The organism is Streptomyces sp. NPDC050485 (assembly GCF_044458185.1).
GTDB lineage: Bacteria > Actinomycetota > Actinomycetes > Streptomycetales > Streptomycetaceae > Streptomyces.
This window is the reverse complement of sequence record NZ_JBITHR010000003.1, coordinates 352,718-368,970: the sequence shown is the minus strand read 5'-3', so window position 1 is coordinate 368,970 and position 16,253 is coordinate 352,718. Positions and strand designations below refer to the sequence as shown.

The following is a 16,253-nucleotide window of genomic DNA, read 5'->3' as shown; positions in this document are numbered from 1 at the left end:
CGGCTCAGCGCACCGACGCCACCCCCGTGAGCAGGTCCCGGACCAGCTCCGGGCCGCGCAGGGTCAGCACCGACTCCGGGTGGAACTGGATGCCCGCGAAGCCCGCACCCCGCAGGGCGTGCACCTCGCCCGTCGACGGGTCCCGGGCCAGCTCGACACCCGCCGCCGCGCCCTCGCAGCGCGCCACGAAGCTGTTGTAGAAGCCCACCGTCTCCTCCTGCCCGAACAGGTCGATCCGCACCTGCGCGCCCTGGTACGGCACCCGCTTGCGGACGATGTCGAGGCCGAGCTCCGCCGCGATCAGCTCGTGCCCGAGGCAGACGCCGAGCAGCCCGTGCCGGTGCGAGCGCAGCAGTTCCGCCGCCAGCGGGCGCAGCAGCCCCATCTTCGGGTCGGCCGGGTCCGAGGGGTCGCCGGGACCCGGACCGAGGATCACCGGCCCCTCGTGGCCGAGCACCCGCGACCGCAGCTCCGGGGCGTCGTAGCGGAGCACGGAGACCGACAGGCCCACCGAGCGCAGCACATGCGCCAGCATCGCCGTGAAGGTGTCCTCGCCGTCCACCACCAGCGCGTCTCCGGCCGGCTCGGCGGGCCTGTCCTGCATCCGCAGCCAGAACGGCGCGAGGTCCGCCCGCCGGGCATCCAGCGCGGCCCGCACCCGGGGATCGTCCGCGAGCCGGGGGCGCACGGCATCGGTGTGCGGGCGACCCGGGCGAACCCCGAGCGCCGCCAGGACGCCGGCCGCCTTGGCATGGGTCTCGGCGACCTCGCCCGCCGGGTCCGAGTGCCGTACGAGGGTGGCCCCGACCGGTACCTTGAGCCGACCGTCCGGGGAGATGTCCGCCGTGCGGATCAGGATCGGCGAGTCCAGCGTCTGGGCGCCGCCCGCGTCCCGGCCGAGCAGGGCGAGCGCGCCCGCGTAATAGCCGCGCCCGCCGGGCTCGTACCGCTCGATGACCCGGCAGGCGTTCTGCACCGGCGACCCGGTGACCGTCGCCGCGAACATCGTCTCGCGCAGCACGTCCCGTACATCGAGGGACGAGCGGCCCCGCAACTCGTACTCGGTGTGGGCGAGATGGGCCATCTCCTTGAGGCGGGGGCCGATCACGACGCCGCCCATGTCGCCGACCGTGCACATCATCTTGAGCTCCTCGTCGACCACCATCGACAGCTCGTCGGTCTCCTTGCGGTCGGCGAGGAAGGCCAGCAGGCCCTCGGGGGCCGGGCCGCCCGCCGGGTAGCGGTAGGTCCCGCTGATCGGGTTCATGACGACCGTGCCGCCGGACATCCGCACATGCACCTCGGGGCTGGCGCCGACCAGGGTACGGGTGCCCGTGTGCACGACGAACGTCCAGTACGCCCCACGCTCGCCGGTCAGCAGGCGCCGGAACAGGGCCAGTGCGTCGGCCCGGCCGAAGCCGGGGATCTCGCCGGTGAACGTGCGCCGGATGACGAAGTTCGCGCCCTCGCCCCGGCCGATCTCGTCCTCGATCACCCGCCGGACGATCTCCGCGTACGCCTCGTCGCCGACGTCGAAGCCGCCGCCCTCGACCCGTACGTCGTGCGCGGGCAGCGCGGCGAGCACGTCCGCGAGCGGCAGTTCGTAGGTCTCGTCCGCGACCAGCACCGCGAGCGGGGTCCCGTCGTCGCGGACGTCGAAGCCGCGCTCCCTGATCTGCCGGAACGGCACCAGGGCGAGCGTCGGCCGGTCCCCGACCGGGAGGTCGGCGAGCCGTTCGGCCTCGTGGACCTCGCCGATCAACAGCTCCACGGTGTCGTGGTCGCGGCCCGGGGTGCGCCTGCGGAGCAGCGCGAACGGCGGGCAGGAGTCGTCCAACAGCCTCTGGATGAGCATGAGTTGAGGGTTCCTTCCGGTGGTGAGCGGGAGGAACGGCCCGGAAAACACTGAAGGCCGCCCCTCCGGGGCGGCCTTCGCGAGTCTGTGTGTACGCGCAGAGATCAGCGGGCCGCCGGATGAGCGGTCCACCACCAGTTCTGGGTCGAGTGCGCGAACATGCCGGGCACCTTACCCCATGGGCAGCTGGGGCCGGCCGGGGTGATCTGCTCGACGTCGGCCGCCTTCACCCAGGCGATCCGGTGGTTGTACCGGATCGGGTAGAAGGTCTGGGCGCCCTTGACCAGGGTGCCGAGCTTCGTGCCGCCGAAGTAGTAGTCACCCGCGACCGGGGCGCCGGCGGCGACGTAGGCCTGGTCGGCCGGGATGCTGTACTTCGTCAGCGACGCCGAGTTGCTGCCCTGCACCGGGACGCCGGTGCCCGCGTACGCCGAGTCCTCGGGGTAGGAGCGCCCGTAGACCGGGACCGGGCCGGTGCCCCTGGCCTTCAGGACGACCGGGGCCGCCGGGTCCACCACGGCGGTGTACCGGCCGTCCGGGTTGTAGAACCAGGCCTTCTGCCCGCCGTACCAGATCGCCGTCCAGTCGTCCTGCCGGTCCGCCACGACGTACTGGCCGCCCGCGACGACCTTGTCGGCCCAGTTCGGGCCCTCCGTCGCGAGCTGCGAACCCAGGTACGGGTCGGCCGGCGGGGCGCCGTCGGCCGACGGGGAGGTGTACAGGTAGCCGAAGTTGACCGGCTCGTCGAACGTGGCGCGGACCTTGGTGGCGGGGTCGAGGTACGTCGTGGTCTGCGGGCTGAAGGGCGGGACGACCTTGACGACCTGCCCGGCCGTCAGCGGTTGGCCGGTGTCACCGGCGTCGGCGCCCAGCAGGGACATGTAGTGGTTCCAGTCCCAGAACGGGCCCGGGTCCCAGTGCTGCCCGGCCACGTACGCGTCCAGCGGACCGGGCACCTCGTCGTGGCCGATGATGTGCTCGCGGTCCAGCGGGATGCCGAACCGGTCGGCCAGGTACTTCACCAGCGCGGCGGACGACTCGTACAGCGGCTCGCCGTACCAGCTGCCCGCCTTCATGGCGAAGCCCACGTGCTCGACGCCGAGGGCGTGCATGTTCACGGTCTTGTTGCCCGCGTGGTACGACTCGTCCTTCGTCGCCACCAGCTGCGTGACGAGGCTGCCGTCGTCCTTGACGATGTAGTGCGCGCTGGCGCTGCTCGTCGGGTTCTGGAAGGTGTTGACGGCGTTCTGGTAGCTGGTCTCCGTGTCGTGGATCACGATCTGCCGGATGTCGAAGCCGTTGTCCGGCCGGTTCGCCACGTTGTAGTTGTTCGGGTCGGCCGGCTGGAAGTCGCACGCGAGGCCCGCCGGGCACTCGGGGGCCGGGGCCGCGCTCCCGGACGGCGCTGTCGGCGCCGCCTTGAGGGGCTCGACCGTGCGGTCGGCGGGCAGTGTCAGGCGCTGGCCGCCGGCGGTGACCCGGCTCTCGCCGGAGCGGACCGAGTCGAAGACGCGCCGCGCGAAGAGATCGGCGCCCTTGGCGTCGGTGGCCTGGCTGAAGCGGGCCACCGCCGGATACCAGGCGCCCGGGTCCGTGGGCAGCGAGCCGGTGGCCGCGCGCTGGTACTGGGCGAGCAGCGCCGCGCCGGCCCGGACGCTCTGCCCGGCGTCCTCGCGTACCGCGTCCACCGGCTTGCCGACGAGCCGGGCGGCCGCGTCCAGGGTGTGCAGCCGCGGGTCGCCGGTGTCGACGCCGGGCGCGGCGGCGGCCAGCGCCCGCCGGGCGTCGAACCTCTTCATGACCGCCGGATCGCCGCTCATGTCGAGATGGGCGAGCCGCTCCTGGTCGCCGGGCCGCTCCAGGTCGGCGGGGGTGACCCGGGTCAGCCCCATGACGTTGTACGCGCCCGACGTGCTGGGCTTTCCGCCGTGGTCCTCCCAGCGCGTCTGCCGGTAGGAGACCGCCATCAGCACGCTCTGCGGAACCTTGAACTCCTTGGCCGCGTCCGCGAACCGGGACTGCAGGGACGACCCGGCGCTCCGTCCCGCACCGTCCGCCACCGCCCCCGCGGCGCGCGGCGCGGCGACGGCCACCGGGCCCATCGCGGTGACAGCGACCGCGCCGGCCACCCCGTAGGCAACGAGCTTCCTCGTCGCGTTCCCCTGCCGCCTACTGCTCACGCTTCGGCTCACACCCACCCCTGGTCGCTTTGCCCGCTATTGAAATAAGTGGCGTGAGATTATCAGGAGTTGGGAGGGGCGAAGGAGGCGGCCCCCGCCGGGCGGACCCGGTGCTTCCGCGTGGCCGGTGTCTCATTTGGTGGTCGCAGGGGTGGATGGCATACCGGACCCCGTAATGTGGGTCGGGTGACCGTGAACGTAAACACCTGGCGTGACCTTCCCGCGGCGCAGCAGCCCGAGTACCCGGATGCCGAGGCTCTGCGCGATGTAGTCGCGGACCTCGAATCGTATCCGCCACTCGTCTTCGCGGGCGAGTGCGACCAGCTGCGCGCCCGGCTGGGAGCCGTCGCCAAGGGCGAGGCGTTCCTGCTCCAGGGCGGCGACTGCGCCGAGGCCTTCGACGCGGTGTCCGCAGACCACATCCGGGCCAAGCTCAAGACCCTCCTCCAGATGAGCGCCGTCCTCACCTACGCGGCCTCGGTGCCCGTGGTGAAGGTCGGCCGCATCGCGGGCCAGTACTCCAAGCCCCGCTCCAAGGGCACCGAGACCCGCGACGGCGTGACCCTGCCGACCTACCGCGGCGACTCGGTGAACGGCTTCGCCTTCACGGAGAAGGCCCGCGTCCCGGACCCCGAGCGTCTGAAGCGGATGTACAACGCGTCCGCCTCCACGCTCAACCTGGTGCGCGCCTTCACCACCGGCGGCTACGCCGACCTGCGCCAGGTGCACGCCTGGAACCAGGACTTCGTGAAGCAGTCGCCGTCCGGCCAGCGCTACGAGCAGCTCGCCCGCGAGATCGACAATGCGCTGAACTTCATGAAGGCCTGCGGCACCGACCCGGCCGAGTTCAAGGCGGTCGAGTTCTACGCCTCGCACGAGGCGCTGCTGCTCGACTACGAGTCGGCGCTGACCCGCGTCGACTCGCGTACCGGCAGCCTGTACGACACCTCCGGCCACATGGTCTGGGTCGGCGAGCGGACCCGGCAGCTGGACGGCGCGCACATCGAGTTCGCGTCCAGGATCCGCAACCCGATCGGGATCAAGCTGGGCCCGACGACGACCGTGGACGAGGCGCTCACCTACGTCGACCGCCTCGACCCCGACCGCGAGCCCGGCCGGCTGACCTTCATCGTCCGCATGGGCGCCGACAAGGTCCGCGACAAGCTCCCGGACCTGGTCGAGAAGGTCACCGCCTCCGGTGCGACCGTCGCCTGGATCACCGACCCGATGCACGGCAACACCTACGAGGCGGCCTCCGGCCACAAGACCCGCCGCTTCGACGACGTCCTGGACGAGGTCAAGGGCTTCTTCGAGGTCCACAAGGGCCTCGGCACCCACCCGGGCGGCATCCACGTCGAGCTCACCGGTGACGACGTCACCGAGTGCGTGGGCGGCGGCGACGAGATCTTCGTCGACGATCTGCACCAGCGCTACGAGACGGCCTGCGACCCCCGCCTCAACCGCAGCCAGTCCCTGGACCTGGCGTTCCTGGTCGCCGAGATGTACCGCGACCAGTAGTTTCTCCGCTGTACGCACAGGTGGGGCGCGGATCGATGTGATCCGCGCCCCACTGGTGTATCAGGGACTGTCGCGCACCCGGAGCGCCAGGTAAGGTTAGGTTAGCCTCACCGGTCAATCGGGATGGCTGATGCCTATCGATCCATCGATCCCGCGTTGAGCGCTCCGGGAGGTGAACCGCGTGTACGTATGCAACTGCTTCGGCGTCACCGAGGAGCAGGTCAAGAAGCACGCGGAGGGCGGTGCCTGCACCCCCCGCCAGATAGCTTCGGCCTGCAAGGCCGGCACCGACTGCGGTTCGTGCGTACGCCGCATCCAGGCGCTGCTCGGACGCGGCGCCTGCCCCCGACGGGAGCTGGTGGAGCAGGGCAAGCCCGCGCTCACCGCCGTCGCCCCGGAATCGGCCCCGCAGCTCGAAGAGGCGGCCTAGCTCCGGCCTAGCTCTCCGGCTGCTCGATGAGCTGCGCGATGTAGAGCGCCTCGCCGAGCTTCTCGACCAGCTCCAGCTGGGTGTCGAGATAGTCGATGTGGTGCTCCTCGTCGGCCAGGATCGACTCGAAGATGTTCGCGGACGTGATGTCGCCCTTGGCGCGCATGACCTCGATGCCGCGCTTGAGGCGGTCGATCGCCTCGACCTCGATCTGCCGGTCCGCCTGGAACATCTCGGTGACCGTCTGCCCGATGCGCACATGGAAGAGCCGCTGGAAGTTGGGCAGGCCGTCCAGGAAGAGGATCCGGTCGGTCAGCACCTCCGCGTGCTTCATCTCGTCGATCGACTCGTGACGCGTGTACTTCGCCAGCTTCGTCCAGCCGAAGTTGGCCTGCATCGCGCTGTGCAGCCAGTACTGGTTGATCGCCGTCAGCTCGGCACTCAGCTGCTCATTCAGGAATTCGATGACCTCGGGGTCGCCCTGCATCGCAGAGGCTCCTTCCAAGCGGTTACTGGGCAGGTTCCGCGCATCCTCGCACCGCGATCAGGGGGCGTCCAGTAAGTGCATGCTTAGTAGGAGTTGCCCGAATCAGGACGTCCCTGGTCAGCACCACCCCTCCCGGTCTGTCACCATGGAGTCATGGGTCAGCCGGAGAGCCGGGAGCGGCAGGAAGCAGCGCAGTCGGAGCTTCCACCGGGGCAGCGGCTCCAGCGCGGCTGGCCGGTCACCCACTACGGACCGGTGCCCAAGTTCAAGCCGGAGCGCTGGGAGTTCCGGGTCTTCGGGGCCACCGCCGACGGCGACAAGCACTGCTGGAACCACGAGGAGTTCTCGGCGCTGCCGTTCGCGACCGTGGTCGCCGACCTCCACTGCGTCACCAAGTTCTCGATGCTGGGGGCCGAATGGGGCGGGGTGATGGCCCGCACGATCGCCGAACTCGCGCCGCCCGCACCCGAGGTCACCCATGTGATGGTCTGGGCCGAGTACGGCTTCAGCTCCAACCTGCGCCTCGCGGACTTCCTCTCCGACCGCACGGTCTTCGCCACCCACAACGGCGGTGAGCTGCTCACCGCCGAACACGGCTTCCCGCTGCGCCTGGTCGTGCCGCACCTCTACGCCTGGAAGGGCCCCAAGTGGGTCCGCGGCATCGAGTACATGACCGCGGACCGCCGGGGCTTCTGGGAGGAGCGGGGTTACCACAACATCGGCGACCCCTGGCGCGAACAGCGCTACTCCTACCAGGAAGAGCCGGGGGACGGCCCCGAGCTCTGAGAGCCTGTGTCTGACCGCTGGGGCTACGCGCGCAGCGACTTCAGCCGTGCCACGTCCGCCGCGTGACCTTCCTTGCCGCCCGGCGTCTCGATGACCAGCGGTACGCCCTCGGTCGACGGGTGGGCGAGCAGTTCGCGGAACGGCTCGGCGCCGATGTGTCCGGAGCCGATGTTCTCGTGGCGGTCCTTGTGTGCACCGGCCACGTCCTTGGAGTCATTGGCGTGGATCAGCTTCAGCCGGCCCTCGCCCACGGTCTCCACCAGGAGGTCCAGGGTCTGCTTCATCCCGTCCGGCCCGGCGAGATCGTGCCCGGCCGCGTAGATGTGGCAGGTGTCCAGGCAGACGCCCAGCTTGGGGTGGGAGTCCAGGGCCGCGAAGTACGGGCCGAAGTCCCAGGTGCGCGAGCACAGCGAGAAGCCCTGCCCGGCGGTCGACTCCAGGAGCAGGAACGGGTCGTCGTCGTGGGTCAGTTCGTCGAGCAGCGGCAGCAGATGGGTGCGTACCTGCGCGAGTGCCTCGGCGCGCGGCCGGCCGCCGGTCGCCGAGCCGGTGTGCACGACCACGCCGAGTGCGCCGATCTCTCGGCCCCTGCGCAGCGAGTGCCGCAGCGACTCCACCGACTTCTCCGCCGTCGCCTCGGTGTGCGAGCCGAAGTTGATCAGGTAGGGGGCATGGACGTACGCCGGGATCGAGGCCTCGGCGCACTCGGCCCTGAACTGCTCGTCCTGGGCGGGGTTTCCGACGGGGGTGGCCCAGCCGCGCGGGTTGGCGGCGAAGACCTGCACGGTCTCGGCGCCGATCTCGCGCGCGTAGGCGAGTCCGGTCGTGGCGAGGCCGCCGGCCACGGGCACGTGGCCGCCGATGGGGTTGCGCATGGGGTGGCTACCTACAGTCCCTTGGTGGTGATGGTGATCGTGGAGCCCTCGGGGGCCTGGGCGCCGCCGTTGACGGACTGGGCGGAGACCTCGTCGCTGAGGAACGGGAAGCTGCGGTCGACCTTCACCTTGAAGCCCGCGCCCTCCAGCTGTTTCTGGGCGTCGGCGGCCTTCTCTCCGGTCACCTTGGGCACGGTGATCATCCGGGGGCCCTTGGAGACGGTCAGCGTCACCGTGTCGCCCTTGGCGAGCTGGGCGTGTTCGGCGGCGGACTGCGCGGCCACCTTGCCCGCGTCCTGCGGCGAGTTGACCTGGTCGGGGGCGACGACGACCTTGAGCCCGGCGCCCTGGAGGGCGGCGGTGGCCGCGTCCACGGTGTCACCCACGACAACGGGCACATCGACCGGGGCGCCCTTGCTGACGACCAGCGCGACGGCCGTGTCCGTGTGGCGCTGGATGCCCGCGGCCGGGCTGGTGCGGATCACCGAGCCCTGGGCCACGGAATCGCTGAACTCGGTCGTGGTGTCGCCGGGCGCGAAGCCCGCCTTCTGCAACTCGCTCTTCGCCTGGTCGAGCGGCAGCCCGTCCAGCTTGGGCACCTGCGCCGTCGCCGGGCCGCGCGAAACGATCAGCGTCACCGAGCCGTTGCCGCGGATGCGGGCGCCGGTGGCCGGGTCGGTCCCGATGACCTGGCCGCGCTCGACGGTGTCGCTGAACTGCCGGTCGACCTTCTTCACATCGAGCCCGGCGTTCGACAGCTTCTTCTTCGCCGCGTCCTCGCTCTGGCCGATGAGGGCCGGAACGCGGGTGAACTGGCCGGAGTTGATGTACCAGACGCCGGCGCCGACGCCCAGGATCATGACGAGCGCGGCCACCAGCGCGATCAGCCCGCGCCGGTTGCCGCCCCCGCGCGGCCTGCGGGGCGCGGGCTCCGGCTCGTCCTCGATGCGCTGCGGCATGATCAGCCGGCTGGTGCGGTTGACGGGCTCGGACCGCGCCGACTCGGGCGGCAGCGGCCCGGCCGCCGGGCCGGCCGGCGTCGTCACGGCCCGCGGGATCACACTCGTACGGTCCTCGGAACCGGGGCCCGCGGCCGCGGCGCGCGCGCCCGGCGGGACCGCGTCCAGCTGCTCGTCGCCGAGCGCGGCGCGGGCCGTGCGGGTCTGCGCGAGCAGGGCCACCGCGTCGTGCGGGCGGACGTCGGGGTTGCGGGCGGTCGCCGCGGCGACCAGCTCGTCCAGCTCCAGGGCGAGGCCGGGCACGGCCGCGGACGGCGCGGGCACGCCCTCGTGGATGTGGGCGTAGAGGATCTGGGCGGGGGTGTCCCCGCTGTGCGGCTTGGTGCCGGTCAGCATCTCGTACAGGACGACACCGCAGGCGTACACATCGGCGCGGGTGTCACAGGTGCCGTGCTCGATCTGCTCGGGGGCGAGGTAGGAGACGGTGCCGAGGACGGAGCCGGTCGTGTTCGTGACCGAATCCACCGCCCTGACCAGGCCGAAGTCGGCGACCTTGACCCGGCCGTCGTCGCCGATCAGGACGTTTTCCGGCTTCATGTCCCGGTGTACGAAACCGGCCCGGTGCGCGGCGCCGAGCGCGGCCAGCACCGGCTCCAGGATGTCGAGGGCCGCGCGCGGCTGGAGCGCGCCGCGCTCGCGCAGTACGTCGCGCAGGGTGCAGCCCGCGACGTACTCCATCGCGAGGTAGACGTACTGGCCCTGCGCGCCCTGGTCGAAGACGCCGACCACATTGGGGTGCGCGAGCCGGGCGACCGACTTGGCCTCGCGGATGAAGCGCTCCACGAAGGAGGCGTCGGCGGCGAGGCCCGGGTGCATCACCTTGAGGGCGAGCACCCGGTCGAGGCGGGTGTCGACGGCCCGGTAGACCGTGGCCATACCGCCGACGGCGACGCGCGCGTCGACGCGGTAGCGGCCGTCGAGCACCTGCCCGACGAGGGGGTCATGAAGGGTCGTATCCACGGGGGAGAGTTTACGAGCGGCGCCCGGGGACCCGGACGCCGCGGGCGGACCCGGGCCCGTACTGAAGCCGAGCTGTGACGCGGACCGGCCAGAAAGGGCTAGGAAAGGCTGGGTCCGCGGCCAGGAAAGGCTGGATAGGGCTAGAACGCGGGCCGTTCCGGGTCCAGCGCGGCCCGGCCGGCCATCGTGGAGGACGCCTCGGCGAAGTGGCGGCGCGGGATGCGGCCCGCGCGGTGGGCGAGCCGCCCCGCCTCCACCGCGTGCCGCATCGCCTCGGCCATCAGGACCGGCTCCTGCGCCCGGGTCACCGCCGAGGCCAGCATCACCGCGGAGCAGCCCAGCTCCATCGCGAGTGAGACGTCGGAGGCGGTGCCCGCGCCCGCGTCGAGGATCACCGGGACGCCCGCCCGGTCCACGATCAGCTCGAAGTTGTGCGGATTGCGGATGCCGAGGCCGGAACCGATGGGGGAGCCGAGCGGCATGATCGCCGCGCAGCCCACGTCCTCCAGCTTCCGGGCGAGCACCGGGTCGTCGTTGGTGTAGGGCAGCACCGTGAACCCGTCGTCCACCAACACCTCGGCGGCGTCGAGCAGTTCGATCGGATCGGGGAGCAGGGTGCGTTCGTCGGCGACGACCTCCAGCTTCACCCAGTGGGTGCCGAGCGCCTCGCGGGCCAGCCGCGCGGTCAGCACGGCCTCGCCCGCGGTGAAGCAGCCCGCGGTGTTGGGCAGCACCCGGATGCCCAGCCGGTTCAGTACGGACAGGACCGAGCCCTGCACGGTGGGATCGAGGCGGCGCATCGCCACCGTCGTCAGCTCGGTGCCGGACGCGATGAGCGCGCGTTCCAGGGTGTCGAGGCTGGGCGCCCCGCCCGTGCCCATGATCAGGCGCGAGCCGAAGGCGGTGTCGGCGATGGTCAGCGGGTCGTCGGCCATGGCGGCTCAGCCTCCCTGCACGGCGGTGAGGACCTCGACGCGGTCGCCGTCGCCGAGCGTGGTCGTCGGCCAGGCGCCGCGCGGCACGACCGCCTCGTTGACGGCGGCGGCGACACCGGAGCGGGCCGGGGTGAGGGTGGCGACGAGGGCGTCGAGGGTGGTCCCGGGGGCGAGCGCGCGGGGCTCGCCGTTGACGGAGATGGTCATGCGGTCGTCAGCTCCTGGGGTGCGCAGGTGAAGCGTCGGGGGGTGAACGGGCGTGCCTCGTCGGGCAGTTCACCGGTGGTCAGGACGTGCGCCATGACATCGCCGGTGACCGCGGTGAGCAGCACGCCGTTGCGGTAGTGCCCGGTGGCGAGGTGCAGCCCGGGCAGCGCGGTCGGGCCGAGCAGGGGCGCGTTGTCGGGGGAGGCGGGGCGCAGTCCGGCCCGGGTCTCGGTGAGCGGCAGCTCGGTGATCCCGGGCACCAGCTCGTGCGCGTCGCGCAGCAGCTCGTAGACCCCGCCCGCGGTGACCGTGGTGTCCCAGCCCAGCTCCTCGCTGGTGGCGCCGACGACGAGCTCGCCGTTCTCCCGCGGTACGAGATAGATCTCGCCGCCCCGCACCACCGCCCGCACGGTGCGGGACAGGAAGGGCGCGTACGCGGGCGGCACGGTCAGCCGCAGGACCTGGCCCTTCACGGGACGTACCGGCGGAAGCAGTTCTTCCGGTAGGCCCGCCAGCCTGCCGCTGAGGCTGCCCGCGGCGAGCACGACCTGGTCGGCGGCGAGCTCGGTGCCGTCCGCCAGAACGACGCCGGCGGCCCGGTCCCGTACCACCGAGAGCCGCTCGGCCCAGCCGTACGCGAACCGCACCCCGGCCCGCGTACAGGCGGCGACCAGCGCCTTCGCGAGCCTGCGCGGATCGATCTGGTGGTCGCCGTCGACCCGGAGCCCGCCGCGCACGCCCGGCGCGAGCATGGGCTCCAGACGGCGGCAGTCGCGCCCGGACAGCCACTCCGACTCCAGGCCGGAACGGACCTGGAGCGCGTGCAGGTCCCGCAGGTGGGCGCGGTCGTCGGAGTCGAGCGCCACGGCCAGGGTGCCGCAGGCGCGGTAGCCGGTGTCCAGGCCCGTGACGTCCGTCAGCTCGGCCGCGAAGGCCGGGTAGCGGCGGGCGGACTCGACGTTGAGGGCGAGCAGGGTCTGCTCGCCGTAGTGCAGTTCGGTGACGGCGGCGAGCATCCCGGCCGCGACCTGGGCGGCCCCGCCGCCCGGTTCGGGGTCGGCGAGCACGACACCGAGGCCGCGCTGGGCGGCCCGCCAGGCGGTGACGAGCCCGATGATGCCGCCCCCGACCACGAGGACGTCGGACCCTTCGGCGGATCCCTTTCGAGAAGAACGCATGGGCGTCCAGCCCCTCCCTTCGCCGGCATGACCCGGATCAGGTTCGTACGGTCGGAGGCCGCCCAGCCTCCCTCTCAGCCCGGTGCGTCCGGGCTCCCGCGAGTGCTTTACGCCTGCCACCATAGCCCCAGCTCCCAACCCGCAGTAAGGGAGCGTCGGGGCGGTGCGGGAGCGCGCGCTCGGCCGGAACCCCTTACCTGACGATTCATCAGATGCTTATGGTGATCGGGTGAGCGAACAGCAGACGCATTCCGAAGCGCGGCACGTGGTCGTCGTCGGCGCGGGCATGGCCGGCGTGCAGACCGCGGTGGCCCTGCGCGAACAGGGCTTCGCCGGAGCCATCACCCTCATCGGCGCCGAACCCCACCAGCCCTACGACCGCCCCCCGCTCTCCAAGGCGGTGCTGCTCGGCAAGGCCGAGGGCTCGGCCTTCGAGGTGGACTTCGAGGCGCTCGACGTGGAGCTGCGCCTCGGCCTGGAAGTGACCGGGGTGCGCCCCGCCGAGCACCGGGTGGTGACGGAGGGCGGCGAGGTCGGGTACGACACCCTGGTCATCGCCACCGGCGCCGAACCCCTCACGCTGCCCGGCAGCGCGGGCGTGCCCGGCGTCCACCTGCTGCGCACGCTGGACGACGCCCGGCGGCTGCGCCCGGTCCTCGACCAGCGGCACCGGATCGTGGTCGTGGGAGCCGGGTGGATCGGCGCGGAGTTCGCCACCGCCGCGCGTGACGCGGGCTGCGCGGTCACCGTGGTCGAGGCCGCCGACCGCCCGCTGGCCGGGGTGCTGCCCGCCGAGGTCGCCGCCCCCATGGCCGACTGGTACGCCGAGTCCGGCGCCGAACTCCTCACCGGCGCCCGGGTCCGGGCGGTCGTGCCGGGCGAGGTGCAGCTCGCCGACGGCCGCGCGCTGCCCGCCGACGCCGTGGTCATCGGCATCGGCGCCCGACCCGCGACCGGCTGGCTGGCCGGCTCGGACATCGCGCTCGGCCCCGAGGGAGCGATCACCGCGGACGCCCGGCTGCGCACCTCGCTGCCCGATGTGTACGCGGTCGGCGACTGCGCCTCGTTCCCCTCGGCCCGCTTCGGCGAGCGGCTGCTCGTCCACCACTGGGACAACGCGCTGCAGGGCCCGCGCACGGTCGCCGCCGACATCGTGGGCGAGGCGGCCGCCGACTACGACCCGGTCCCGTACTTCTGGTCCGAGCAGTTCGGCCGCTTCGTCCAGTACGCGGGCCACCACACCGACGCCGACGACCTGATCTGGCGTGGCGACCCGGCAACGCCCTCCTGGTCCGTCTGCTGGCTCCGCGACGAAGCACTGGTGGCCGTACTGGCCGTGGGCCGCCCCCGCGACCTGGCCCAGGGCCGCAAACTGATCGAGTCGGCGATGCCGCTGAACGCCGAGAGGGTGGCGGATCCGTCGGTTCCGCTGAAGGGGGCGGCGCGGTAGCGCCGCAGAAATCTGCCCCGTCAGCGCACGGCCCGCAGGCGAAAGGCGGACGGACGGGAAACGGAGGGGGCCGGGGGCACAGCCCCCGGGTAGCCGGACGGGACCACCCAGGTACCGACTGTCAGTGGGAGGTGGCACGCTTGGACCGTGACCGAGATTGACGCAAAGATTGATGCTCTCGTCCCCGCCTGGCTCTACCTCCCCGACATCGCGGAGATGCTGGACGTGGAGGTGACGCGCGTACGGCAGCTGGTCAAGGAGGGCCAGCTCATCGCCGTACGCCGCGGTGAGAACCGGGCGCTCCAGGTGCCGGCCGCCTTCATTGACACCGACAAGGTGGTCAAGGGGCTCGCCGGCACCCTGACCCTGCTGCGGGACGACGGCTTCTCCGACGAAGAAATGCTGGAGTGGCTCTTCACTCCCGACCCGACCCTGCCCGGCACCCCCGCGCAGGCCCTCAGCGAGAATCGCGGCACGGAGGTGAAGCGCCGCGCCCAGGCGCTCGCCCTGTGATCTGAACGAGCCCACCGACCAGCCCCGACAGGCCGCGGTGTACGGTCCGGTTCCGAACCGGCCCGTGCACCGCGGCGCGGCCGAACACGAACACAACGGGGGACCTTCCATGCCCACGGCCCGTGAGCAGCTCGCCGACGCCCGGCTCTACCTGTGCGTGGACGCGCGCAAGCGCCAGGGCGACCTGCCCGAGTTCCTGGACGCCGTGCTGGCGTCCGGCGTGGACATCGTGCAGCTGCGGGACAAGGGCCTGGAGGCCGCCGAGGAGCTGGACCATCTGGCCGTCTTCGCGGACGCCTGCCGGCGGCACGGCAAGCTCCTCTCGGTGAACGACCGGGCCGATGTGGCACACGCCATCGGCGCGGACGTGCTGCACCTGGGCCAGGGCGATCTGCCGGTGCCCGCCGCCCGGGCCGTCCTGGGCGAGCAGGTGCTGATCGGCCGATCCACCCACGCCGAGCAGGAGGCCGCCGCGGCCGCCGCCGAGCCGGGAGTGGACTACTTCTGCACGGGCCCGTGCTGGCCCACCCCGACCAAGCCGGGCCGCCACGCCCCGGGCCTGGACCTGGTGCGTTACACCGCCTCGCTCGGCACCGACCGGCCCTGGTTCGCGATCGGCGGGATCGACGCGGGCAATCTGGACGAGGTCCTGGACGCGGGCGCCGACCGGGTCGTCGTCGTCCGGGCGATCACCGAGGCCGACGACCCCGCCGCGGCCGCCGCCGATCTCGCCAAGCGGGTCAGGGAGCGGCTCGGCTAGACCGGTCCGCCGGGCAGGCCCGGGCCAGTGGGATCCTGGACGGGGTCGGATGCCCGAGTGCTGTCCGAGTGCTGTCCGAGGCGTGGACAAGAATCCGACAATGCGGACAAATTACCCCAGTCCTGTTGGGGGACCGGACACCCCTGGCTAACCTGCGAGTATGGCCCTTGGCACAGCTTCCACCAGGACGGATCGCGCACGGACCGTGCGCGACATGCTCGCGACCGGCGAGACCACGTACTCCTTCGAGTTCTACGCGCCCAAGACGGAGAAGGGCGAGCGGAACCTCTGGAACGCGCTGCGCCGGGTAGAAGCGGTCGCCCCCGACTTCGTCTCGGTGACGTACGGCGCCGGCGGCTCCACCCGCACCGGCACCGTCGAGGCCACCCAGCAGATCACCGAGGACACCACCCTCACCCCGGTCGCCCACCTCACCGCCGTCGGGCACTCGGTGGCCGAACTGCGCCACACCGTCGGCCAGTACGCCGACGCCGGGATCCGCAACATCCTCGCGGTGCGCGGCGACCCCAAGGGCGACCCGATGGGCGAGTGGGTCAAGCACCCCCAGGGTGTGACGTACGCGGCCGAACTCGTCGCGCTCATCCGGGAGTCCGGAGACTTCTGCGTCGGCGTCGCGGCCTTCCCCGAGATGCATCCGCGGTCACAGGACTGGGATTCCGACATCCGGTACTTCGTGGACAAGTGCCGCGCGGGCGCCGACTACGCCATCACGCAGATGTTCTTCGAGCCCGAGAACTATTTGCGGTTGCGCGACCGGGTCTCGGCGGCCGGCTGCGAGACCCCGATCATCCCCGAGGTCATGCCCGTGACCAGCGTGAAGCAGCTGGAACGACTGCCCCAACTCAGCACCGCCGCCTTCCCGGAGGCCCTCCGGGACCGGATGCTGGCAGTCAAGGACGATCCGGCCGCTGTACGCTCCATTGGAATCGAGTTCGCCACGGAGTTCTGTTCGCGGCTGCTCGCCGATGGTGTACCCGGGTTGCACTTCATTACCCTCAACAACTCCACGGCGACGCTCGAAATCTACGAGAATCTCGGTCTGCACCAGCGGGCGTAGCCGGTGAGTGGTACCGGGGTCA

At 71.9% G+C, this 16,253-nt stretch carries 15 protein-coding genes and 1 riboswitch; of the genes, 7 read left to right on the top strand and 8 right to left on the bottom strand.

The window, feature by feature from the left end; genetic code table 11:
* Positions 1-4: 4 nt before the first annotated feature.
* A complete protein-coding gene (locus ACIBK6_RS08280) occupies positions 5-1,855 on the bottom strand; it encodes an anthranilate synthase family protein (protein ID WP_399049849.1) in 1,851 nt (616 codons plus the stop codon).
* A gap of 104 nt (positions 1,856-1,959) precedes the next feature.
* Positions 1,960-4,035, bottom strand: coding sequence for a trp operon leader peptide (locus tag ACIBK6_RS08275; RefSeq protein WP_399049847.1), 2,076 nt, complete (start codon positions 4,033-4,035; stop codon positions 1,960-1,962).
* A gap of 177 nt (positions 4,036-4,212) precedes the next feature.
* On the opposite strand from ACIBK6_RS08275, the gene ACIBK6_RS08270 reads away from it, so the two are divergent.
* Together ACIBK6_RS08270 and ACIBK6_RS08265 are read left to right on the top strand one after the other, a co-directional pair.
* Positions 4,213-5,553 carry a class II 3-deoxy-7-phosphoheptulonate synthase gene (locus tag ACIBK6_RS08270; protein WP_399049845.1) on the top strand — a complete coding sequence of 447 codons (1,341 nt, stop codon included), beginning with the start codon at positions 4,213-4,215 and terminating at the stop codon, positions 5,551-5,553.
* A 172-nt stretch (positions 5,554-5,725) separates the two neighbouring features.
* Complete coding sequence (locus ACIBK6_RS08265; protein WP_399049844.1) at positions 5,726-5,983, top strand: bacterioferritin-associated ferredoxin; 258 nt, start codon at positions 5,726-5,728, stop codon at positions 5,981-5,983.
* 7 nt (positions 5,984-5,990) lie between these two features.
* Here ACIBK6_RS08265 and bfr read toward each other — a convergent pair whose 3' ends face one another.
* Positions 5,991-6,470 carry a bacterioferritin gene (gene bfr, locus ACIBK6_RS08260; protein ID WP_161258098.1) on the bottom strand — a complete coding sequence of 160 codons (480 nt, stop codon included), beginning with the start codon at positions 6,468-6,470 and terminating at the stop codon, positions 5,991-5,993.
* 153 nt (positions 6,471-6,623) lie between these two features.
* Here bfr and ACIBK6_RS08255 point away from each other — a divergent pair, with 153 nt between their 5' ends.
* Positions 6,624-7,256 (top strand): sulfite oxidase-like oxidoreductase, encoded by a 633-nt coding sequence (locus ACIBK6_RS08255; protein ID WP_399049842.1) that lies wholly within the window; start codon positions 6,624-6,626, stop codon positions 7,254-7,256.
* 23 nt (positions 7,257-7,279) lie between these two features.
* Here ACIBK6_RS08255 and ACIBK6_RS08250 read toward each other — a convergent pair whose 3' ends face one another.
* The 5 genes from ACIBK6_RS08250 to thiO all read right to left on the bottom strand — a co-directional run bounded on the left by ACIBK6_RS08250 (position 7,280) and on the right by thiO (position 12,430).
* Positions 7,280-8,131, bottom strand: a complete 852-nt coding sequence (locus tag ACIBK6_RS08250; protein ID WP_399049841.1) for a deoxyribonuclease IV — start codon at positions 8,129-8,131, stop codon at positions 7,280-7,282.
* Between the two features lie 11 nt (positions 8,132-8,142).
* Positions 8,143-10,110, bottom strand: a complete 1,968-nt coding sequence (pknB, locus tag ACIBK6_RS08245) for a Stk1 family PASTA domain-containing Ser/Thr kinase (RefSeq protein ID WP_399049839.1) — start codon at positions 10,108-10,110, stop codon at positions 8,143-8,145.
* Between the two features lie 140 nt (positions 10,111-10,250).
* The gene (locus tag ACIBK6_RS08240) at positions 10,251-11,045 is read right to left on the bottom strand and encodes a thiazole synthase (RefSeq protein ID WP_399049837.1); all 795 of its coding nucleotides are present in this window, start codon (positions 11,043-11,045) and stop codon (positions 10,251-10,253) included.
* A 6-nt stretch (positions 11,046-11,051) separates the two neighbouring features.
* Positions 11,052-11,252, bottom strand: coding sequence for a sulfur carrier protein ThiS (thiS, locus tag ACIBK6_RS08235; RefSeq protein WP_399049836.1), 201 nt, complete (start codon positions 11,250-11,252; stop codon positions 11,052-11,054).
* Complete coding sequence (gene thiO, locus ACIBK6_RS08230) at positions 11,249-12,430, bottom strand: glycine oxidase ThiO (RefSeq protein ID WP_399049834.1); 1,182 nt, start codon at positions 12,428-12,430, stop codon at positions 11,249-11,251. Before thiO ends, thiS begins: the two co-directional genes overlap by 4 nt.
* A riboswitch (TPP riboswitch) is annotated at positions 12,428-12,540 on the bottom strand. It overlaps the preceding gene by 3 nt.
* A gap of 119 nt (positions 12,541-12,659) precedes the next feature.
* Here thiO and ACIBK6_RS08225 point away from each other — a divergent pair.
* From ACIBK6_RS08225 to metF, 4 genes are all read left to right on the top strand, one after another.
* On the top strand, positions 12,660-13,880 hold the full coding sequence (locus ACIBK6_RS08225; protein ID WP_399049832.1) for an NAD(P)/FAD-dependent oxidoreductase: 1,221 nt from the start codon (positions 12,660-12,662) through the stop codon (positions 13,878-13,880).
* A 147-nt stretch (positions 13,881-14,027) separates the two neighbouring features.
* The gene (locus ACIBK6_RS08220) at positions 14,028-14,393 is read left to right on the top strand and encodes an Rv2175c family DNA-binding protein (protein ID WP_399049831.1); all 366 of its coding nucleotides are present in this window, start codon (positions 14,028-14,030) and stop codon (positions 14,391-14,393) included.
* A gap of 109 nt (positions 14,394-14,502) precedes the next feature.
* Positions 14,503-15,153, top strand: coding sequence for a thiamine phosphate synthase (gene thiE, locus ACIBK6_RS08215; protein ID WP_399049830.1), 651 nt, complete (start codon positions 14,503-14,505; stop codon positions 15,151-15,153).
* A 160-nt stretch (positions 15,154-15,313) separates the two neighbouring features.
* On the top strand, positions 15,314-16,231 hold the full coding sequence (gene metF / locus ACIBK6_RS08210) for a methylenetetrahydrofolate reductase [NAD(P)H] (RefSeq protein ID WP_399049828.1): 918 nt from the start codon (positions 15,314-15,316) through the stop codon (positions 16,229-16,231).
* The last annotated feature ends 22 nt before the right edge of the window (positions 16,232-16,253 follow it).